18 protein-coding genes and 2 pseudogenes are annotated in these 19425 nt (G+C 66.1%); 7 read left to right on the forward strand and 13 right to left on the reverse strand.

Annotation, left to right across the window (positions count from 1 at the left end; genetic code table 11):
* Positions 1–8 precede the first annotated feature (8 nt).
* The 5 genes from leuD to ACFOPH_RS12010 form a co-directional block, all read right to left on the reverse strand.
* The gene (gene leuD, locus ACFOPH_RS11990) at positions 9–656 is read right to left on the reverse strand and encodes a 3-isopropylmalate dehydratase small subunit (protein WP_312552906.1); all 648 of its coding nucleotides are present in this window, start codon (positions 654–656) and stop codon (positions 9–11) included.
* Positions 657–687: 31 nt separating this feature from the next.
* Positions 688–810: an entericidin A/B family lipoprotein gene (locus tag ACFOPH_RS11995; protein ID WP_312552909.1), complete on the reverse strand. Its 123-nt coding sequence runs from the start codon at positions 808–810 to the stop codon at positions 688–690.
* Between the two features lie 39 nt (positions 811–849).
* A complete protein-coding gene (gene leuC, locus ACFOPH_RS12000; protein WP_379735455.1) occupies positions 850–2250 on the reverse strand; it encodes a 3-isopropylmalate dehydratase large subunit in 1401 nt (466 codons plus the stop codon).
* Positions 2251–2489: 239 nt separating this feature from the next.
* The gene (locus tag ACFOPH_RS12005; RefSeq protein WP_379735457.1) at positions 2490–4391 is read right to left on the reverse strand and encodes a chemotaxis protein CheA; all 1902 of its coding nucleotides are present in this window, start codon (positions 4389–4391) and stop codon (positions 2490–2492) included.
* Positions 4391–5236 carry a protein phosphatase CheZ gene (locus tag ACFOPH_RS12010; protein ID WP_379735459.1) on the reverse strand — a complete coding sequence of 282 codons (846 nt, stop codon included), beginning with the start codon at positions 5234–5236 and terminating at the stop codon, positions 4391–4393. The genes ACFOPH_RS12005 and ACFOPH_RS12010 overlap by 1 nt, the downstream gene beginning before the upstream one ends.
* Before the next feature lie 386 nt (positions 5237–5622).
* Here ACFOPH_RS12010 and ACFOPH_RS12015 point away from each other — a divergent pair, with 386 nt between their 5' ends.
* The 3 genes and pseudogenes from ACFOPH_RS12015 (at position 5623) to ACFOPH_RS12025 (ending at position 8030) form a co-directional block, all read left to right on the forward strand.
* The gene (locus ACFOPH_RS12015; protein ID WP_312549551.1) at positions 5623–6090 is read left to right on the forward strand and encodes a universal stress protein; all 468 of its coding nucleotides are present in this window, start codon (positions 5623–5625) and stop codon (positions 6088–6090) included.
* Between the two features lie 63 nt (positions 6091–6153).
* Positions 6154–6799: pseudogene (locus tag ACFOPH_RS12020) on the forward strand (response regulator).
* Positions 6800–7232: 433 nt separating this feature from the next.
* The gene (locus ACFOPH_RS12025; RefSeq protein ID WP_312549556.1) at positions 7233–8030 is read left to right on the forward strand and encodes a Crp/Fnr family transcriptional regulator; all 798 of its coding nucleotides are present in this window, start codon (positions 7233–7235) and stop codon (positions 8028–8030) included.
* A gap of 116 nt (positions 8031–8146) precedes the next feature.
* On the opposite strand, the gene ACFOPH_RS12030 is transcribed toward ACFOPH_RS12025, so the two are convergent.
* The 5 genes from ACFOPH_RS12030 to ACFOPH_RS12050 form a co-directional block, all read right to left on the reverse strand.
* A complete protein-coding gene (locus ACFOPH_RS12030) occupies positions 8147–8971 on the reverse strand; it encodes an outer membrane lipoprotein (RefSeq protein ID WP_379735461.1) in 825 nt (274 codons plus the stop codon).
* A gap of 122 nt (positions 8972–9093) precedes the next feature.
* Complete coding sequence (locus tag ACFOPH_RS12035; protein ID WP_312549547.1) at positions 9094–9876, reverse strand: LytR/AlgR family response regulator transcription factor; 783 nt, start codon at positions 9874–9876, stop codon at positions 9094–9096.
* Complete coding sequence (locus ACFOPH_RS12040; protein ID WP_379735463.1) at positions 9873–10976, reverse strand: sensor histidine kinase; 1104 nt, start codon at positions 10974–10976, stop codon at positions 9873–9875. The genes ACFOPH_RS12035 and ACFOPH_RS12040 overlap by 4 nt, the downstream gene beginning before the upstream one ends.
* Positions 10977–11106: 130 nt before the next feature.
* Positions 11107–11772 (reverse strand): ligase-associated DNA damage response endonuclease PdeM, encoded by a 666-nt coding sequence (gene pdeM / locus ACFOPH_RS12045; protein WP_312549544.1) that lies wholly within the window; start codon positions 11770–11772, stop codon positions 11107–11109.
* Positions 11769–14228: a ligase-associated DNA damage response DEXH box helicase gene (locus tag ACFOPH_RS12050; protein WP_379735465.1), complete on the reverse strand. Its 2460-nt coding sequence runs from the start codon at positions 14226–14228 to the stop codon at positions 11769–11771. Before ACFOPH_RS12050 ends, pdeM begins: the two co-directional genes overlap by 4 nt.
* Positions 14229–14520: 292 nt before the next feature.
* Between ACFOPH_RS12050 and ACFOPH_RS12055 the strand changes: the two genes are divergently transcribed.
* From ACFOPH_RS12055 to ACFOPH_RS12065, 3 genes are all read left to right on the forward strand, one after another.
* A complete protein-coding gene (locus ACFOPH_RS12055) occupies positions 14521–14757 on the forward strand; it encodes a hypothetical protein (protein ID WP_312549540.1) in 237 nt (78 codons plus the stop codon).
* Between the two features lie 101 nt (positions 14758–14858).
* Positions 14859–15221: a hypothetical protein gene (locus ACFOPH_RS12060; protein ID WP_379735467.1), complete on the forward strand. Its 363-nt coding sequence runs from the start codon at positions 14859–14861 to the stop codon at positions 15219–15221.
* Positions 15218–16282 (forward strand): GGDEF domain-containing protein, encoded by a 1065-nt coding sequence (locus ACFOPH_RS12065; RefSeq protein ID WP_379735469.1) that lies wholly within the window; start codon positions 15218–15220, stop codon positions 16280–16282. Before ACFOPH_RS12060 ends, ACFOPH_RS12065 begins: the two co-directional genes overlap by 4 nt.
* Here ACFOPH_RS12065 and ACFOPH_RS12070 read toward each other — a convergent pair.
* From ACFOPH_RS12070 to ACFOPH_RS12080, 3 genes and pseudogenes are all read right to left on the reverse strand, one after another.
* A complete protein-coding gene (locus ACFOPH_RS12070; RefSeq protein WP_379735471.1) occupies positions 16279–16554 on the reverse strand; it encodes a hypothetical protein in 276 nt (91 codons plus the stop codon). The genes ACFOPH_RS12065 and ACFOPH_RS12070 overlap by 4 nt on opposite strands.
* 182 nt (positions 16555–16736) lie before the next feature.
* A pseudogene (locus tag ACFOPH_RS12075) lies at positions 16737–17666 on the reverse strand (cisplatin damage response ATP-dependent DNA ligase); the annotation flags it as partial.
* A 263-nt stretch (positions 17667–17929) separates the two neighbouring features.
* Positions 17930–18247 carry a helix-turn-helix domain-containing protein gene (locus tag ACFOPH_RS12080; protein ID WP_379737915.1) on the reverse strand — a complete coding sequence of 106 codons (318 nt, stop codon included), beginning with the start codon at positions 18245–18247 and terminating at the stop codon, positions 17930–17932.
* A 14-nt stretch (positions 18248–18261) separates the two neighbouring features.
* Here ACFOPH_RS12080 and ACFOPH_RS12085 point away from each other — a divergent pair, with 14 nt between their 5' ends.
* Positions 18262–19290, forward strand: a complete 1029-nt coding sequence (locus tag ACFOPH_RS12085) for an IS5 family transposase (protein WP_379737917.1) — start codon at positions 18262–18264, stop codon at positions 19288–19290.
* Positions 19291–19425: the final 135 nt, after the last annotated feature.

A 19425-nucleotide genomic window follows, 5' to 3' on the forward strand; every position in this document is an offset into this window, starting at 1 on the left:
TTCGTCTTTCAGATGGTGTTGGCCAGCCAGGGCTGGCGCGCCAGGTGGCGTTCCTCGAAGGCGCGGATCTCGTCGGCGTGGCGCAGGGTCAGGCCGATGTCGTCCAGGCCGTTGAGCAGGCAGTACTTGCGGAAGTCGTCGATGGCGAACTCGAGCTTGACGCGCCCGTCGGGCGTGCGCAGCACCTGGTTTTCCAGGTCGACAGTCAACTTGAAACCAATGGACGCCTTCACCTCGTTGAACAGCTGGTCGACCTGGGCTTCGGTCAGCACGATCGGCAGCAGGCCGCTCTTGTAGCAGTTGTTGAAGAAGATGTCGGCAAAGCTCGGCGCGACGATCGCCCGGAAGCCGTACTGCTGCAGCGCCCAGGGCGCGTGCTCGCGCGAGGAGCCGCAGCCGAAGTTCTTGCGGGCCAGCAGGATCGACGCACCCTGGTAACGCGGCTGGTTCAGCACGAAGTCCGGGTTCACTGGGCGGTTGCTGCAGTCCTGGCCCGGCTCGCCGTGGTCGAGGTAGCGCCATTCGTCGAACAGGTTCGGGCCGAAGCCGGTGCGCCGGATCGACTTCAGGAACTGCTTCGGAATGATGGCGTCGGTATCGACATTGGCGCGGTCGAGCGGCGCCACCAGGCCTTCGTGTACGGTGAATTTATCCATGCTCCTGCTCCCGAATCTGTTGTCTTCGTTGTTACTTGCCGCCGGCGCCGGTGACCACCTGGCCGACTTTCTGCACATCGCGGCCGAAGCCGGAAATCGTGTTGCAGCCTGCGAGAGCGATGGCAATCAGGGAGAGGGCGAATACTTTTTTCATGTTCTGTCGATGCGTTGAATGTGAATGAAAGAATGCGAATCAGAGGGCGCGCACGTCGACGAAGTGACCCGCGATGCCCGCCGCGGCGGCCATGGCCGGCGACACCAGGTGGGTGCGTCCGCCCTGGCCCTGGCGACCTTCGAAGTTGCGGTTCGAGGTCGAAGCGCAGCGCTCGCCCGGTTCGAGGCGGTCGGCGTTCATCGCCAGGCACATCGAGCAACCCGGTTCGCGCCACTCGAAGCCGGCGGCCTTGAAGATTTTATCAAGACCTTCGCGCTCGGCCTGCTCTTTCACCAGGCCCGAGCCCGGCACCACCAGCGCCAGCTTGACGTTCGAGGCGCGCTGGCGGCCGCGCACGACGGCGGCGGCAGCGCGCAGGTCCTCGATGCGCGAGTTGGTGCAGGAGCCGATGAAGACCTTGTCGATGCGGATGTCCTCGATCGCGGTATTCGGCGTCAAGGCCATGTAGGTCAGCGCCTTTTCCATGGCGTCGCGGCGCACCGCGTCCTTTTCCTGCTCGGGATCGGGCACGCGGCCGTCGATCGAGGTGACCATCTCGGGCGAGGTGCCCCAGGTGACCTGCGGCCGGATCTCGGCGGCGTCGAGCGTGACGACCATGTCGAACTTCGCGCCCGGATCGGTGTGCAGGGTGCGCCAGTAGGCGACCGCCTGCTCCCACTGCGGGCCGACTGGCGAGAACGGACGGCCCTTCACGTAATCGATGGTGGTGTCGTCGACCGCCACCATGCCGGCGCGCGCGCCCGCTTCGATCGCCATGTTACAGACCGTCATGCGCCCTTCCATCGACAGCGAGCGGATGGTCGAGCCGGCGAATTCGATGGCGTAGCCGGTGCCGCCGGCGGTGCCGATCTTGCCGATCACGGCCAGCACGATGTCCTTCGCGGTCACGCCCGGCGGCAGCGCGCCGTCGACCTGCACCAGCATGGCTTTCGACTTCTTGGCCAGCAGCGTCTGGGTCGCCAGCACGTGCTCGACCTCCGAGGTGCCGATGCCGTGCGCCAGGCAGCCGAAGGCGCCGTGGGTCGAGGTGTGCGAGTCGCCGCAGACCACCGTCATGCCCGGCAAGGTGGCGCCCTGCTCCGGGCCGATCACGTGGACGATGCCCTGGCGCTTGTCGTTCATGTTGAAGTAGGTGAGGCCGAAGCTCCTGGTGTTGGCGTCGAGCGTCTCGACCTGCAGGCGCGAAGTCGGGTCGGCGATGCCTTCGCGGCGGTCGGTGGTCGGGACGTTGTGGTCGGCCACCGCCAGGTTGGCGGAGGTGCGCCAGAGGCCGCGGCCGGCTTCGCGCAGGCCCTCGAAAGCCTGCGGGCTGGTGACTTCGTGGACCAGGTGGCGGTCGATGTACAGCACCGTCGTGCCGTCGGCGTCGGCACGCACGACGTGGGCATCCCAGAGTTTGTCGTAGAGGGTCTTTAACATGCGGTTTCCTGTGGCAGGCGCCTGAAAATGGGGAGCGCTTTTGATTATGCACATAATTGTGCAGTGCGGCAAGCGCCCCCTTTCCGCATGATCCTGCCAATTACTCTATTTCAATGCAAATTTTATTTGCACGTAAAGATAGGTATGCAAATAAAAAAAGCCTGTGCAGGAAATGCACAGGCTTTTTGTTGCATGGGCCCGCTGGCCCGATTTCACCGAAAAGGTGCGTTCCCGGGGCCTTAGGCGGCCATGCGCACCGTGCTGCGGCAGCCGTCCATCAGGAAGGACAGGCCGACCACCAGCACCAGTTCGCCTTCAGCGGAACGCGCGGTGCCGGTGATGCCTTCGACGGTCAGCGCCGTCATCGGCTTGATCACCAGGTCGGCGGTGCCGTCGACCGCTTCCACCGCCAGGATGTAGGGCTGCGGCGCGTTGATGACGATGCCGACGCGTTCCGGGGCTTCCTCGTAGCCGAGGGCGCCGGCCAGCGAGCGCACCGGCAGCGGACGGCCCTGGTCCTTCAGCACCGGGGCGCCGCCGACGTTCGAGAAGGTCTCGGGCAGCTCGACCACGCGCTCGACCACCGCCATCGGCAGCGCCAGCGAGGCGCCCGAGGTGGAGACCAGCATGGTCGGCACGATCGACAGTTCGATCGGCAGGCGGATCGCGAACTTGGTGCCCGAACCGAGCTGGGAATCGATGCGGATCGCGCCGCGGTTCTTTTCCACCGCGGTCTTGACCACGTCCATGCCCACGCCGCGGCCCGAGACCGAGGAAGCCACTTCCTTGGTCGAGAAGCCCGGCAGGAACACCAGCTGGTAGGCGTCCTCGTCGTTCGGGGCGCCGTTCTCGCCGATCAGGCCCTTCTCAAAAGCCTTCTTGCGCAGCTTGACCGGGTCCATGCCCTTGCCGTCGTCCTGCAGCACGATCATGACGCTGTTCGCTTCCTGCCAGGCTTTCAGCAGGATGAAGGCCTTGGCCGGCTTGCCGGCGGCGAGGCGGTCCTGCGGCGACTCGACGCCGTGGTCGAGCGCGTTGCGCAGCATGTGCACCAGCGGGTCGTACAGGCTGTCGACGACGACGCGGTCGACTTCGGTCTCGGCGCCTTCGATGGTCAGCTCGACGTCCTTGCCGAGGTCTTTCGCCAGCTCGCGCACCAGGCGCGGGAATTTCTGGAACAGGCGGCCCACCGGCTGCATGCGGGTCGCCAGCGTGGCGCGCTGCAGTTCGGCCGAGTAGCGCGAGGCGCGCTCCAGGGTTTCGGTCAGCGTCGCCATCAGGGTCGCGGCCTGCCCTTCGAACTTGAACTGCGACAGGCGCTCGAGCAGCACGGCGGCCTGGTTGGCGGCCTGCACCGATTCGCCGGCCACTTCCAGCAGCGCGTCGAGCTTGACCGCGTCGATGCGGATGCTCTCGTCCTTGGCCGGGGCGGCGGCGGCGCGCGCTTCGGCCACCTTGTTGTCCTGGCGGCGCTCGATGCCGTCCCAGCCCGGCTTGGCGCCGGCTGCGGCAGGGGCGGCGGCAGGCGCGGCTTCCGCTTGCGCGGCCGGGGCCGGCGCGGCAGGCGCCGATGCGTCGGCGCCGATCGCGTTCGCGGCCGGCACCACGGCGTTGTACATCGCGGTCCAGTCGAGGCCGTCCTCGCCCGCCGCGGCGGCGGCAGGTGCCGGCATGGCGGCCGGCACAGGCTCGGCTGCAAACGCGACTGCAGGCGCAGGTTCGGCAGGGGCAACCTGGGCTGCCGGCGCGGCCTCGGCCTTGCCTTCGATCGCGTCCATCAGGATGCGTTCCAGGTCCTGGGGCATCGAGGCCAGCTGTTCCGGCGCGGTGCCGTTGTTCAGGTCGCCCAGCTGGTCGGCCACGAAACCCGAGGCCTGCAGCGCCGCCTCGATCGCCAGCGGCGTCACGGGAGCGGCGCCGGTGCGCAGCGCGTCGAACAGGTTTTCGGTCAAATGGCAGGCCGCGACCAGGGCCGGCAGGCCCATGAAGCCGGCGCCGCCCTTGATCGTGTGGAAGGAGCGGAACACCGCGTTCAGCGTTTCCTTGTTTTCGGGGTCGCGTTCGAGGCGCAGCAGATGCTCTTCAACATTGACTGCCAGATCCATCGCCTCGACGACGAAATCCTTGAGCATATCGTCCATTAGAATCCCAGCTCGGCAAGAAGGTCGTCGACATTGTCCTGGTCCAGCGCCACTTCCGGCACGGACGGGCCCTGCATCAGCGGCGCCGGTGCGGCTTCCTTCTCGGCCAGCTTGGCACGGGTTTCCGGCGGCGCGTTGTCGCGCAGCAGCTGGGCCAGCTCGTTCTCGACGGTCTTGGTGATCGCGACCACTTTCTTGATCAGCTGGCCGGTGATGTCCTGGAAGTCCTGGGCCATCATGATCTCGAGCAGGCGCGCCTTTTCGGCTTCGGTCGCTTCCGAGACGGCTTGCGCGAACTGGCGCGAGTCGCCGGCCAGGGCCTTGAACTGCTCCAGGCTAAGCTTGCCCGAGAACAGGTCGTCCCAGCGCGTTTCCATGTCCTGGGCCTGCTTCGACAGCTTGTCCTGGGCCGGCATGCCGTCGTCCAGGGTGTTGAGCACCTTGTTGGCGGCCTGTTCGGTCAGCGTGGCGACGTATTCCAGGCGGTCCTGGGCGTCGACGATCTGCGACGAGGCTTCGGTCAGCGCGCGGTCGTAGCCCAGCTCGCGCAGCGAGTCGTGCAACAGGCGCACGATGCCGCCCAGGCGTTCGTACATGTTCTTGTCGCCCTCGCCTTCGGCGGAAGGTACGGCGCTAAGCGCCACATCGGTTGCCGGGGCGGCGGCCGATGCGGCGGCGGGGGCGGCGCTTTGGCCTGCGGCCACCTGCTCGAACAGCGCTTCCAGGTCGTCCTCGTCGGCGCTGGCGGCTGCCGGGGCAGGCGCGGCGGGAGCCGGCGCGGCACTGGCACGCTGGGCCGCCACTTCCTCGAAAAGTGCGTCGAAATCGTCAGCGGCGTCGGTCATAATCCCTGCTTCTCCATAATATAAATGTCGCGGTCTGCGTGCTTTGGTCCGATGGGTAATGCGGACTTTCGCGCGCGTGAACCACCTCGCTGAAAGCCCAAATAGTAGTTGGCGAGTGTAGCAGCGCAGTTGCCGTAGGTAAATGTCGGAGATCGCGTTACAACAAAATGGACAAGGAAACTTAATTCCGCGACAATAAAACCGGGCGGTTACTGAATCTTTTCACAAGCCAGGTGTTGTTTTTGTGGTCGTGCCGATTGTGCGCCGTTTTCCCGGGGGCTCTTGCTCAAGCGAGCTCATGTTTGACCAAAATCAACTGGTTGCGCTATCACAATCAAACGACCGCGTACTAGGCGCCACAATAGGTGCCTCAGGGAGGGCTCATCATGTACCGGAAAATTCTGATCACCACCGACGGTTCGGCCGTGTCGCAACACACGGCCTGCGCCGGCGTCAAGTTCGCGCAGCAAATGGGCGCCGAAGTGCTGGCCCTGTTCGTCGCGCCGGAGTACCAATATCCCGTTTACGTCGAGATCATTCCACCCTCCTACCCGAGCGAGGAGGAATACGTGGCGCAAATGAAGCGCATGGGCGAGGACTACATGGGCCGCATCATGCGATCCTGCGCCGCCGCCAGCCTGCAGCACAGCTGCATGACGGCGTTTTCCGACGCTACCGCCCTGAAGATCGTCGAGGTCGCCGAGCAGCAGGGCTGCGACCTGATCTTCATGGGTTCGCACGGGCGCAGCGGCTGGGGCCAGCTCCTGCTCGGCAGCGTGACCAACAAGGTGCTGTCGCAAACGACCAAGCCGGTGCTGGTGCACCGCCTGATCAGCGAACCGGCCGCCAGCTGAAGCGGCGCGTGGTTAAATCGAAGAGACGGCCGCGGCATGCCGCGGCCCAAGGGGGGAAGCAACATGATAAGAATCGTCATCGCAGATGATCACACCATCATGCGCGAGGGGCTCAAGCGCATCCTCGACGGCGCGCTCGACGTCGAGATCGTCGGCGAGGCCACCAACGGTTTCGAGGTGCTGTCGCTGGTGCGCCAGGGCGGCTTCGACCTGCTCCTGCTCGACCTGTCGATGCCGGGACGCAGCGGCGTCGACCTGATCCGCCAGGTGCGCAGCGAAGCGCCGAAGCTGGCGATCCTGATCCTCACCATGCACGAGGAAGAACAATACGCGGTGCGCGCGATCCGCGCCGGGGCCCAGGGCTACCTGACCAAGGAAAGCGCGGGCACCCAGCTGGTCGGCGCCATCCGCAAGGTCGCCTCCGGCCGGCCCTACATCAGCACCGAGGTCGCCGAACAGCTGGCGCTGAACATCATGGCGCCGAACGAACAACTGTTGCACAAACAACTCTCGGACCGCGAGTTCGAGGTATTTTCGCTGCTGGTGGGGGGGCAAGTCGATCACCGAGATCGCCAACAACCTGCACCTGTCGGTGAAGACGGTCAGCACCCACAAGACGCGGATCATGCAGAAGATGGGCATGACCTCGCTGTCGGAAATGGTGCAGTATGCGGTGGCGCACCGCCTGTTGGCGCCCATGAAAGCCTAGTACAGCGGCCCGGGCAAGAAGCGCCGGGTCAACACAATTTGACACCGTCCAGTCGCATTCGTGCCACCGGCGCCACACGCAGCTTGCGCAAAGCGGTATCCTGCCCGGTATCTCCTTCCCCGCCCTTCCCTCGGTAGTACGCATTTTCGGTAAGAATATTCCTACAGTCCTACCAACCCTCCTACCTACACATTCAGCCATTGCTGATACCCCTGCCGAACTCGTGTTGGCATACTGAATCCAGCGTTTCGACTTGCTTGCGATCTACTTTCCCACCGTAAGCCAAGCCTGCCGCTTTTCTGGATTCCTATTGAAGCACCGGCAAGGCCCGCATGGCCAAGCCCGAAAGTTTTCTTCACTGGAGATGAGCATGCAGTCCCAGCCAACGACAGATCAACGCAGTGCCAGCACGTCGACCATGCATTCCGCCCCGATGGAAGCCGGGCGCCAACGACAAGGCCGGCTGTGGTCCAACCTGAAGGAGGTCTGCGACCTGCTCCATATTCAGGCCGCCGTCTCGGTCAACTCCGAAGAGTTGCTGTTCCAGCACGTACAGTTCAAGACCGGCCAGCGCGTCCACACCATCGGCCAGGCCTTCGACACCCTGTACATCGTCAACTCCGGCTTCCTGAAAACCGTCCTCATCGACGAGTTCGGCAACGAGCAGGTCCTGAGCTTCCCGATGAAGGGCGACATGCTCGGCGTCGACGGCATCCACACCCGCCACTATGCTTCGGAAGCGGTGGCGCTGTCGGACTGCGACCTGATCCTGCTGCCGTTCAAGAAGCTGACCGCACTCGGCCGGGTGCACATGGAGCTGGAAAACCTGATGTACGGCGTGATGAGCCGCGAACTGGTGCGCGAACAGGCCATGATCGGCATGCTCGGCGCGCTGTCGGCCGAAGCCCGGGTGGCGCGCTTCCTGGTGTCGCTGGCCGACCGCTTCGCGGCAATGGGTTACTCGAGCAAGCTGTTCAACCTGCGCATGACGCGCCACGAGATCGGCAGCTACCTCGGCCTGACCCTGGAGACCGTGAGCCGCACCTTGTCGGCCTTTAACGAAATCGGCCTGATCACCGTCGACCAGCGCACCATCGGCATCAAGGACGCCGAGGCCCTCAAGACCCTGCGCCGCCTGCCGCCCTCGCGTTCGCGCACCAAGCAGGCCGGCGCCAAGCAGAAGGCCGAACTCGACGCCGCCGGCGACGACCAGATCCTGGCCACGGCTTGAGCGGCCCGCATCGCCGGGACAGGCCCGGCCGATGGGCGGCTCCGGAAGTTCGCGGTTTCGCAAGGAGACCGTGAACCTCCGGGGCTGTTTTTTTTGTTACTGGCGCTTGCGCGGTTTTACTGGTCGCGCGAGAGCACGCCGTCGTTCACGCGCACGGCCTCGCCGACACGGAAGCCCGGATCGTTGTCGTACTGCAGGGTCTGGGTAGCGCCGTTGCCTGCATAGCGCACCACCACTTCGTAGCGATCCTTCGCGCGGGCATTGCGTTCGACGCTGCGCCCCACCATCGCGCCGCCAACGGCGCCGGCCACCGTGGCCGCGGTGCGGCCGCTGCCGCTGCCGACCTGGTTGCCCAGCAAACCGCCGACCACGGCGCCGCCGGCCGTGCCCAGCATGCTGCTCTCCCCTTCGGCCCGGACCACGTTCACCGATTCGACCGTCGCGCAATTGGTACAGTAGCGCGCCGTTCTCGGCGCCGTGGTCGTGCGCTGGGCCGTCAGCTCGCGCCGCGCAACCGGCGGCGCGCCGTTGCGCACCAGGGTTTCGCGCAGCGTCTCGCTGGCGAAGCGGGTGCCCAGGCGCAGGTCGGCGCTGGTCCTGCTGTCGTTCCTGATGCGGTCGTGGGCGCCGACGGTATAGGTGCCGACGTACTGGCCGGGATCGGTCTCGGTCAGGTGCAGGTTGCGCGTTGCGCCGTCGATCTTGACGGTCGCGTTGCCGCCGGGCGTGCCGTACAGGTCGAAGTGCAGCTCGACGCCGGGCGCGATGCGCGGCACCTCCTCGACGTTGAAGCCGCGGATCACCGGCGTGGCCAGGCTGTCGCGCGCGTCGTATCTTGCCTGTGACTGTGACTGTGCCTGCGTCGACAGCGGCGCCAGCGCCATCGGAGCCAGCGGCAACAATGCGCACAGCAGGCTGGACAGGGTAGCTCGTACTTTCATGATTGCCTCCATCGGATAGGACAAGTCCGATACCTGGCCTTCAAGGTACGCCTGAGGGCGCGCGCCGACCGTGCGCCAGCGTACCGTGCGCAGCGAGCACAGCCGTATTAGATCCGATGACCTTACATTTGGCGGAATAAATGCGCGTAAACCGGACTCACGCGAAGCTTTTCGGGACGGTTGCGCAGCACCAGCACCACCTTCCCCATCGTATCGCGCGAGGCGGCCGACACGCAGCGCATGTTCACCACCGTCCCGCGGCTGACCTGGTGGAAGCGCTCCGGGTCCAGCTGGGGCAGCAATTCCTTCAGCGACAGGCGGATCAGGGCTTCGCTGTCGGCGGTAGCGACGTTCACGTACTTGTCGACCGCCTGGAAGAAGACGACCTCTTCCACCGGGATCATGCGCACCATGTTGCCGACCGCGGCGCGGATTACCGTCAGGCGCTCGGGCGCCGCCACCGCCGGCAGCAACGCCTGCAGCTGGGTCAGCAGACCGTCCAGGCCGCCGTTGCCCTGGCGCGCGGCCAGCAGCGCGCGCAGGCGCTCGACCGTGCGCGCCAGGCGCGCCTCGTTCGCCGGCTTGAGCACGTAGTCGGCGGCGGCCTGCTCGAAGGCGCGGACCGCGTACTCGTCGTAGGCGGTGACGAACACCACCTGCGGGAAGGGCTCGGGACCGTCCCAGCGCTCGGCCAGCTCCTCGGCCGCCTCTAGTCCGGTCTGGCCCGGCATCTTGATGTCGAGGAAGAGCACGTCAGGCTTGAGCGCCAGCGCCTGCTCGACCGCGGCCAGCCCGTTGGGCGCGGTGGCGGCGATCTCCAGCTCCGGCCACAGGCGCTGCAGGCTGCGCGCCAGGGTGGCGGCGAGGATCGGTTCGTCTTCGGCAATCAGGGCGCGGATGCTCATGGGGTCTCCAGTGGAAGGGTGAGTCGGACGATGGTGCCTTCGGGCTCCGCCTGGGCAAGGACGACGGCGGCGCGCTCGCCGTACAGCACCTGCAGGCGTTCGCGGGTGGTGGTGACGCCGACGCCGCCACCGCGGCGGGTGCCAGCCTGCCCGGCCTGGTTCAGGCCGAGCCCGCTGTCGCGCACGGTGATCTCCAGCAGGCCCTCGCTGGCATGGGCGGAAATCAGGATCTCGCCGCCGTCGATCTTCGCTTCCAGTCCATGCACGATGGCGTTCTCGACCAGCGGCTGGAGCAGCAGCGGCGGCAGGGAAGCCGCGCGCAGCGCCGGCGGCAGCGCCAGGCGGTAGGCCAGTCGCTCGCCCATGCGCACCTGCATCAGCCCGAGGTAGGCGTCCATCGCCGCGAATTCCTGTTCCAGCGTGGTGCGCTCCGAGCGCGTGGCGCCCAGGGTGGCGCGCAGGTACTGGATCAACTGGTCGAGCATCAGGCCGGCCCGGTCCGGGTCCAGCGCGATCAGCCCCTGCAGGTTGGCCAGGGTATTGAACAGCATGTGCGGCTCGATCTGCGCCTGCAGCAGGCGCAACTGGGCCTGCACCGCCTGGCGCTCGACCACTTCGGCGCGCAGGCGCGCCTCCTGGTGCTCGCGCCGGATACGGGCGACGCGCTCGCGGTGTTCGACCAGCAGCACCATCAGGCAGATGCAGAGGAAGGTCAGGACCACCATGCTCAGGCGGCCGATGGTCGGGTAGTCGACCAGGGCCGGCGGTTGGTGGCCGAACAGCAGGCCGCCCAGCCTGGTGCCAGTGTAGTGCGTGACCGCGGCCGTGACCAGCATCAGCAGCAGGAAGGCGGCCCACTGGCCGGGACGGCGTCCCGGCCCCGGCCAGAGCCGCAGGCGCGCCAGGTCGACGATGAAAAAGGCACCCACGCCGATGAAGCAGGAATACACGAGCTGCTCGTACAGGGTCTCGGGCTGGCCGACGACCAGGGTGATGCAGACCGCCGCCGCGATGCTGATGGCGGCGGCGACGCCCAGGTCCGGGAGCATGCGCGCCAGCAGGGAGCGGTGGACCCCGTCGGAGTCGGAATGGAGGGACATCGGCGCTCTCATGTTAATGAAAAGGAATGAGCGCATTGTGCCGATGCGGCTCCTGCCGGGCAAGCCGCCTGCGACGAAGCCCGCGACGACGGCGACGAAACAGGGGGCGAGCGGCGCGAAACGTGGCTTGCTAGCGTACTACTGCGTGAACCGCCTCGCCCGAGGTGACGTAGATGACGTCGCCCGCCTCGCGCGTGACGACGTGCCCGCCTGTGAAGGAGCCGAAGGACGGCAGGATCATGCGCCCGCGCCCGACCACGAAGCACGGCAGGCGCAGCGCGTCGAAGCGCGTGGCCAGCACCCAGGCCGGGTGCACGTGGCCGGCCAGCGCATAGCCGGGCGTGTCCAGGTCGGGGTGGTGGCAGAAGGCGAAGGGGCCGGCCGCGTGCGGCTCGTCCACCAGCGCGATGCCGAGGGCGGCGGCCGGGTCGCCCGCGTGGCGGTCGTGGTTGCCGCGCACCAGGGTCAGCTGCAGGTCCGGCCGGGTATGGCGCCAGGCCAGCATCGCCTGCTGCGTGCTCGACGCGTGCGCTGCGCGCGCATGCAGGAAGTCGCCCAGGAACATCACCTCGCGCGCCCCGTGGGCCTGGACCAGGGCGTCGAGCGCGTTCAGGTTCTCGGTGGTGGTCCCGCGCGGCACCGGCACCCCGAGCGCGCGGAACGAAGCGGCCTTGCCGAAGTGGATGTCGGCGATGACCAGCATCTCCCGCGCCGGCCAGTAGACCGCCTTTTCCGGCAACAGCAGCAGGCGCTCGCCCGCGACCTCGACGGCGACGTGAGCGGAACCCGCGCTCATGCGGCGGCCGCCTTTTCCAGTTCGCGCACCATGCGCGCCACCCGGTCGGACAGCTTCTCGGTGCTCACTTTCTCGCGGAAGCGCTCGACCATCAGGGCGAAGCCGAAGGGCGTGGCGCGCCGCACCTCGCGGTAGGCGATCTTCCGGGCATGCAGCTCGACCAGGGTGTCGCGCAGGCGGGTCAGTTCCAGTTCCTGTTCCAGCACCTCGCGCTCGGCTTGCGTGAGCAGCAGGTTGGCGCGGTCGTGCTTGCGGAAGACCTCGAAGAACAGCGAGGACGAGGCCTGCACCTGGCGCGTCGACTTCGGCTGGCCCGGATAGCCCTGGAACACCAGCCCGGCAATGCGCGCCACCTCGCGGAAACGCTGCTGCGACAACTGGGTCGCGTTCAGGCTCTCGAGCACGTCCTCCAGCAGCCGGCTTGTCTCGAACAGGCCGACTTCCAGCCCGGTCTCGCCGTCGAATTCGCCGGCCCAGTCGACCGGATCGGGCGAGAGCAGCTCGAAGCCGTAGTCGTTGACCGCGATCGAGAAGGTGATCGGCTGGCGCCGTCCGATGCGCCAGGCGAACAGCGAAGCCAGCCCGGTGTGCACCGAGCGCCCGGCGAACGGATAGACGAACAGGTGCCAGCCTTCGCGGCTCTTCATGGTCTCGAGCACCAGGGTGTCGCGGGTGGGCAGCGCCGACCAGCGTTGCTGGATCTCGATCAGCGGCCGGATCGCCTGCATTTCCGGCCCCTCGAAGCGCCCTTCGCCAGCCTGGCGCAGCTGCTCGAGAGCCGCGTGCGCCAGCTCCGAGGACATCGGCATCTTCGCGCCCTGCCAGCGCGCGATCGCGCCGCGGCTGCCGGTCGCGCGTTTCACGAACGCCGTCATCTCGTGCACGCGCACGAACTCCAGGATGCGCCCGCCGAACAGGAAGTGGTCGCCCGGCTTCAGGCGCGAGATGAAGGATTCCTCCATGCTGCCGATGCGCCCGCCGCTGACGTACTTCACCTGCATGGTCGCATCCGAGACGATGGTGCCGATGCCCATCCGATGTCGCCGTCCAATGGCGACATCGGGTACGCGATAGACGCCCTCCTCGTCCGGCAGCACGCGCCGGTACTCCGGGTATACGGTCAGGCTCTGCCCGCCGCGCGCGACGAAATCCAGCGCCCACTGCCACTCTTCCTCGGTCAGCTCGCGGTAGGACCAGGCGCGCCGCACTTCCTCGAACAGCTCGCCGGAGCGGAAGCCGCCGCCCAGCGCCACCGTCACCAGGTGCTGCACCAGCACGTCGAAGGGTTTGTTCGGCACATAGCGCCCTTCGATCCTGCGCTGGGCGACCGCGACCTTGGCGCCCGCCGCCTCCAGGATTTCCAGGCTGTTGGTCGGCACCAGGGTGACGCGCGAGACCCGCCCCGGCGCGTGGCCGCTGCGCCCGGCGCGCTGCAGCAGGCGCGCGATGCCCTTGGCGCTGCCGACCTGCAGCACGCGCTCGACCGGCAGGAAGTCCACACCCAGGTCGAGGCTGGCGGTGCAGATCACGGCCTTGAGTTCGCCCTTCTTGAGGCCCATCTCGACCCAGTCGCGCACCTCGCGCGCCAGCGAGCCGTGGTGCAGCGCGATCACCCCGGCCCAGTCGGGACGCGCATCGAGGATGTTCTGGTACCAGATCTCGGACTGGGCGCGGGTATTCGTGAACACCAGGGTCGCGTCGTAATGCTCGATCTCGTCGATGACCGGCTGCAGCATCTGCATGCCCAGGTGGCCGCCCCAGGGAAAGCGCGAGACGTCCTTCGGGATCAGCGAGTCGACCACGATCTGCTTCTTGGTATCGCCCTCGACCAGCACGCCCGGCGCATCCCCCAACAGCACCTGGCGTGCCAGCGTCAGGTCGCCCATCGTCGCCGAGACGCCCCAGGTGACCAGCTCCGGCCGCCAGGTGCGCAGGCGCGCCAGCGCCAGCTGCACCTGCACGCCGCGCTTGCTGCCCATCAGCTCGTGCCACTCGTCGATGACGATCATGTCGAGGTGCTTGAACTGCTCGCGGGCGGCGGCATGCGAGAGCAGCAACGACAGGCTCTCGGGCGTGGTGACCAGCGCCGTCGGCCAGCTGCGCGACTGCCGTGCGCGCTCGGCCGAGCCGGTGTCGCCGGTGCGCGCGCCGATCGTCCAGCCGGGCGCCAGCTCGGCCGCGGATTCCTCGAGTGCGCGCTGGGTGTCGGCGGCCAGTGCGCGCATCGGCGTGATCCACAGCACGCGCAGCCCGCCCGCCCGTTTGGCCTTGGCGAGGCCGCCGCGCTGCAGGGCGGCGAGCCAGACCGCGAAGGTCTTGCCGGCGCCGGTGTTCGCGTGCAGCAGCCCGGACTGCCCGGCCAGGGCAGCCTTCCATACTTCGCGCTGGAACGGAAAGGCTTTCCAGCCGCGCGCGGCGAACCAGGCGCGCACCATTGCGGGCGTCGGGCCGCTCATGCCCCCGCAGCTGCGGACGAGGCGGCCCGGCCTCGGAAGGGATCGAAATAATTGTGATTCAAGGTTTCCTGTGTCATGTCGCTTACATTCCAGTATGCCGCCGTGGCGGCCGGGGCCGCGCGGGGCTGGTCAAGGCTGCTGTTCTCGCCCGAGTGTATCGCGATCCCGGCAAAACGTCGGGACATTGACGTGCGGCATCCCACGAGAAAACGCTAGGCGAAGTGACGCGATGCGTGTATCGTCAATCGACACATTGGCATGCCATCGCCAGCCCCCTGAATGAGATGATGCAATGATTAAACGTCAACAGCGGACCGACGCCGGTCTTGCCAATGCGGTCGTACGTGGCATCAACATTCTGTCCATACGAAATCGCTCAATCGCGCAATCGTACATGGAATACAAGGAAGTGCCGCCGCGCGTCATCGAGCGCGTGCTCGACGCGCCGGCATTGCGTCGCAAGCCAAGCGAAGAGCAGGTGGCGTCGGAAGCAATCACGCCGGGCCTTTCCGGCCCTGCGGACAAATAGGCGGACGCTGTGCGGATGCAGCGCACATGCCGCAAGGCCAGCCTTGGTGATGATCGAGTTCTGGTACCCGCGCCGCTTTCCCCTCTCTCGTCGAGAACGCCATGGAAACTTCCCCTACCCTGCCAGCAGCCGCCTCGTCGCTGGGCATCTCGTTCGACGGCCGCGCCTATCACTACGAATCCCACACCTACGACCGGCTGGCGGACGCGCTCGCTTATGCGAGGCTCGACCGTGCGCGCCCCGGGCTAAGGGAAGAAACGGCGCCCCACCACTGGCGGCAATGGCCCGGCCCAACCCCCGAAGAAGCGCTGCGGATGGCGGAGCACGGGATCGCCTACGAAAGCGGCTATTACCGGTACGGGCCATACCGCTATGAGCAGCTGGCGGCCGCGATCGACTATGCCCGCCGCGAGCCCGGCCTGGCGACGGCCCGGCCGGCGAACGGCCAAGAGCAAGGGCAATGAAGAGCGCACCTGAAACGCCGCGCCCGCTCGACGCGGACCAGCTGCGCAAACTCCTGGCGCTGGCGCGCGAGCTGTTCCAGACCGACGATACGGACTACTCGCTCGCCCTGCTTGGCCGCACGCTGACCGACCTGCTCCACCCCGATTCGGCCCTATTGCTGCTGCGCGGCGCGCGGCTCGACGCCGTCGGGTTCGATCAGCGCGGCGCGGCCCGGCACACCGGGGCCGACCACCCGCTTTACGATGCCGGCATGTCCGTGCTGTCCGGCGTGACGCCTCCCGCCGGCGCAAGCAGCGGCCAGTGCGAGAACGGCAGCGCGCGCATGCTGGCCCTGGCGCTGCCGGCGCAGGACGCCGTCGCGGGCCTTGCCGTTGCGTGGCAGCACGACCTGGACCAGGCACAGCGCGACGGGAGCCGGCAGGCGCTGCTGTCCATCCTGGAACTGGGCGCCGCCGCGCTGGGCAAGATCGACGCGCGCAGCACATTGGAACGGCGGGTATCGGACCAGCAGGCACAGCTCGCGTCCACTTCGCAGGCGCATGCCACGGAACTGGCGCAGCGGGACGAGGCGGCGGTCGAGATGCGCACGCTGTCGCTGACCGACGTGCTGACAGGCTTGTACAACCGGCGCGGCTTTTTTCTACAGGCAGAACAGATTTTCAAGGTAGCCCGTCGCAAGCGCACGAAGAGCGCCGTCATCTTTGCCGACATCGACGGCCTCAAGAGCATCAACGACAAGCTCGGCCACGACATCGGCGATCGCCTCATTTGCGACGCCGCGCTCGTGTTCCGCCAGTCCTTCCGCCAGGCCGATGTGGTATCGCGCCTGGGGGGCGACGAATTCGCCGCCTTCACGCTGGACGACGAGCAGCCCGACATCATCCTGGAGCGTATCCAGGCCAACCTGCGCGCCTTCAACCTGATGGGAGAGCGGCCCTACCCGGTGTCGATCAGCGCAGGCGTGGTGCAGTGCGACCCGTGGGACGAGCATCCTCTGTCACACTATGTGGTGCTGGCAGACAAACAGATGTATTTCCACAAGCGCAGGCGGCTGCATTAGCGCGCATGCTGGGGAAGCGTGTGATCGGCCTCGATCGATTCCTCGTGCCGCGCCGTCGTGCGCTCGGCGGCCGTGCTGTCCTCCGATGACTGGAGATCGTCGTCGGCCACTTCCGGCGGGTCCAGCATATCGCGCAGCATCGCCTGCAATTCGGGCGTGTCCCAAGGTGCGCCCTGACGCTCTTTCGTATGGATGTAGTGCCTGATTTCCCGCTCCTGCTCTTCGCTCAAGGGCAAGCCGCGGAAAGTGGTTCCCGGGTTAGTCTCGTTCATGATGCTCACGCTTTCGATCGGCAACGCCACCCTGTTGCGGTCGTGCTCGACGCGGGGCGCTGCGCTGTCGGCGGCGAGACGAGGGACTGGTTCGAGCAGTCCAATCTACGCCCAATCCCTCCCGGCAGGCGCGCGCTTGCCCCGGCATGGCTGTGCGCCGGCGGAGAATGATCGCGCCGCGCTCAGGCGCGCGCCGCCGCGAGCAGGCCCTTGAGCGTATCGAGGGTATCGGCATCCTCGACCGGCTTGTCGTCGCGCCGGCGCAGGATGCGCGGGAAGCGCACCGCGATGCCCGCCTTGTGGCGTGGCGACAAGGCGATGCCCTCGAAGCCGATCTCGAACACCATGGTCGGCTTTACCGAACGCACCGGGCCGAACTTCTCGACCGTGGTCTTGCGGATCGCATTGTCGACCTGGGCGATCTCGGCGTCGGTCAGGCCGGAATAGGCTTTCGCGAACGGCACCAGCCTGCGTTCGCCGTCCTCGCCGTCCCAGACCGCGAAGGTATAGTCGGTATACAGCGAGGCGCGGCGGCCGTGGCCGGCCTGGGCATAGATCAGCACGGCGTCCACCGTGTAGGGGTCGATCTTCCACTTCCACCAGGTGCCGACGTCCTTGGTGCGTCCGACCCCGTACTGGGCGCTTTTCGCCTTGACCATCATGCCCTCGACGCCGCGCGCGCGCGATTCGGCGCGCAGCTCGGCCAGCGCTTCCCAGGAATCGGCATGCACCAGCGGCGAGATTTTGATCTGCGGCTGGTCGAGCTGGGCGACCTGGGTTTCCAGCAGCGCGCGCCGTTCAATCTGGGGCAGCGCGCGCAGGTCGACGCCGTCCAGTTCCAGCAGGTCGTAGCAGACCAGCACCGCAGGCAGCTCGGCCAGCAGCTTGGCCGACAGGGTCTTGCGGCCGATGCGGCGCTGCAGCTCGGCGAACGGGGCCGGTACGTCATGCAGGTGGTCCCAGACCAGCACCTCGCCATCGAGCACGGTGCCCTCCGGCAGGCGCACGTTGCACAGCTCCGGGAAACGCTCCGAGATCAAATCCTCGCCGCGCGACCACAGGTAGTTCTGGCCGCCGCGCCGCACCAGCTGGGCGCGGATGCCGTCGTACTTATCGTGGTTCAATGTACGTGTCTCATACTCGATTGAGGCCCAGAAACACCGGTTATGCCTAGTAGCCAAAGCCATCTTACCCGGTCAGAACCCTTGAGACAGGCTCAAGACCTCAGCAGATCGACTTTTTGAGACACGCCGCTCATGATGGGCTAAAGACAAGACCAGAGCGCCAAAATTCGTTAACAATCAGTGAGTTGCTGCAGACGTGCTCACAACGATCGAAAGTAGCTCATCGCTCTCAATAATTGGATCGGCCTATCCTAATGTGCCTCGCCCGCAGCAACTGGAGCAGTACTGCTGTCAAACGATGTTACCTCCGCAGCAATTGCAGCCCATAATTGGTCTCGTTCTGCCTGGCTCGAAGGAAGGTATGCATACGCAATCAGCGACAAAGGATGTACGCCGATTACTGTAGCGATTTGGTCAACTTTTGTGATCGTAGGTGCCTTCATTCCACGCTCTAAGCTACTCAGGTACGTTCGGCTCGACACCTCCGAGAAGTCTTCTTGAGGCCATCTCGAAAAACCTCGGCCAAGATGCGTACGGCTGGGTAGAATCCTGACATCGAACCAAGCCAGCGAGTGCCGTCATGATGAAACCCCGGGTCAGCCTATTTGCCGAGCAGGAGCGTGAAGATCGGCGTGCAAAACTGGGCGATCCATTGGTAGGCCTGGTCGAGCACGTGGATTTCGAGGCGCTGGCGGCACGCATCGATGCCGCCGCGCCGCGTCCTTCGCGCGCCAAGGGCGGCCGACCGCCGTACCCGACAGTCCTGATGATCAAGATCCTGGTGCTGCAACAGCTCTACAACCTGGCCGACGACGCGCTGGAGTATCAGTTGCTGGACCGTCGCAGCTTCCTGCGTTTTCTGGACCTGACCGAAAGCAGCAGCATCCCGGACGCCAAGACGATCTGGCTGTTTCGTGATCGGCTGGCCCAGGCTGGCGTTGGCAATCAGGTATTCGAGCAGGTCCAGCAACAACTGCTGTCGCAAGGCTATCTGGCTCGCTGCGGCCAGATCGTCGACGCCTCGCTGGTCCAGGCCCCGGTCCAGCGCAACAAGCGAGAGGAAGCTGAAATGGTCAAGGAAGGCACGATGCCGCTGGGCTGGAAACCGCACAAGCGCGCGCAAAAGGATGTCGATGCCAAGTGGACCAAAAAGCACGGCAAGAACCACTTTGGCTACAAGCTGCACGCCAGCGTCGACAAGCGTTGCAAGCTGATCCGCAAGATCGCCATCACGCATGCTGCCGTGGCCGATACCAGTGTCTTCGAGGAGTTGCTCGACCTGAGCAACACCAGCCGGGATGTCTATGCCGACCGTGGCTACCCCAGCATTGAACGCGAAGCCCGGTTGAAGGAAGCCGGCTGGCGCGTGCATATTCAGCGGCGCGGCCATGCGACCAAAGGCATTTCCGAGACGCAGAAACGGCGCAATCGCGCAATTGCGACCCCACGTGCTCGTGTCGAGCACGTGTTTGGCGCCTTGGCTCAAATGGGTGGCAAACTGGTGCGCTGTCTGGGAATTGTGCGCACCACGTTCGTCTTGCAGTTGAAGGCTGCCAGCTACAACCTCAAGCGACTCGTGTTTTTGAAAGAACGAGGCCTGGCGCCGTTCTAAAACGGCAGTTTGGCAGCCTGCGGCTGCCGAATATGCTCGGCCCGACATGCTCGGCGCTTTCAAAATCCGGCTACCAAGGCGATGCTGGAACGCGGAATCACGCTTCACATTGCATTGCTGATGTGGAAAGCGGGT

This window comes from Massilia haematophila, from assembly GCF_042647645.1.
Taxonomy (GTDB): domain Bacteria; phylum Pseudomonadota; class Gammaproteobacteria; order Burkholderiales; family Burkholderiaceae_D; genus Telluria; species Telluria haematophila.

Coding starts and splice junctions, on each gene's coding strand:
- leuD (WP_312552906.1), bottom strand. CDS start 656: ATGGATAAATTCACCGTACACGAAGGCCTGGTGGCGCCGCTCGACCGC.
- ACFOPH_RS11995 (WP_312552909.1), bottom strand. CDS start 810: ATGAAAAAAGTATTCGCCCTCTCCCTGATTGCCATCGCTCTCGCAGGC.
- leuC (WP_379735455.1), bottom strand. CDS start 2,250: ATGTTAAAGACCCTCTACGACAAACTCTGGGATGCCCACGTCGTGCGT.
- ACFOPH_RS12005 (WP_379735457.1), bottom strand. CDS start 4,391: ATGGACGATATGCTCAAGGATTTCGTCGTCGAGGCGATGGATCTGGCA.
- ACFOPH_RS12010 (WP_379735459.1), bottom strand. CDS start 5,236: ATGACCGACGCCGCTGACGATTTCGACGCACTTTTCGAGGAAGTGGCG.
- ACFOPH_RS12015 (WP_312549551.1), top strand. CDS start 5,623: ATGTACCGGAAAATTCTGATCACCACCGACGGTTCGGCCGTGTCGCAA.
- ACFOPH_RS12025 (WP_312549556.1), top strand. CDS start 7,233: ATGGAAGCCGGGCGCCAACGACAAGGCCGGCTGTGGTCCAACCTGAAG.
- ACFOPH_RS12030 (WP_379735461.1), bottom strand. CDS start 8,971: ATGAAAGTACGAGCTACCCTGTCCAGCCTGCTGTGCGCATTGTTGCCG.
- ACFOPH_RS12035 (WP_312549547.1), bottom strand. CDS start 9,876: ATGAGCATCCGCGCCCTGATTGCCGAAGACGAACCGATCCTCGCCGCC.
- ACFOPH_RS12040 (WP_379735463.1), bottom strand. CDS start 10,976: ATGTCCCTCCATTCCGACTCCGACGGGGTCCACCGCTCCCTGCTGGCG.
- pdeM (WP_312549544.1), bottom strand. CDS start 11,772: ATGAGCGCGGGTTCCGCTCACGTCGCCGTCGAGGTCGCGGGCGAGCGC.
- ACFOPH_RS12050 (WP_379735465.1), bottom strand. CDS start 14,228: ATGAGCGGCCCGACGCCCGCAATGGTGCGCGCCTGGTTCGCCGCGCGC.
- ACFOPH_RS12055 (WP_312549540.1), top strand. CDS start 14,521: ATGATTAAACGTCAACAGCGGACCGACGCCGGTCTTGCCAATGCGGTC.
- ACFOPH_RS12060 (WP_379735467.1), top strand. CDS start 14,859: ATGGAAACTTCCCCTACCCTGCCAGCAGCCGCCTCGTCGCTGGGCATC.
- ACFOPH_RS12065 (WP_379735469.1), top strand. CDS start 15,218: ATGAAGAGCGCACCTGAAACGCCGCGCCCGCTCGACGCGGACCAGCTG.
- ACFOPH_RS12070 (WP_379735471.1), bottom strand. CDS start 16,554: ATGAACGAGACTAACCCGGGAACCACTTTCCGCGGCTTGCCCTTGAGC.
- ACFOPH_RS12085 (WP_379737917.1), top strand. CDS start 18,262: ATGAAACCCCGGGTCAGCCTATTTGCCGAGCAGGAGCGTGAAGATCGG.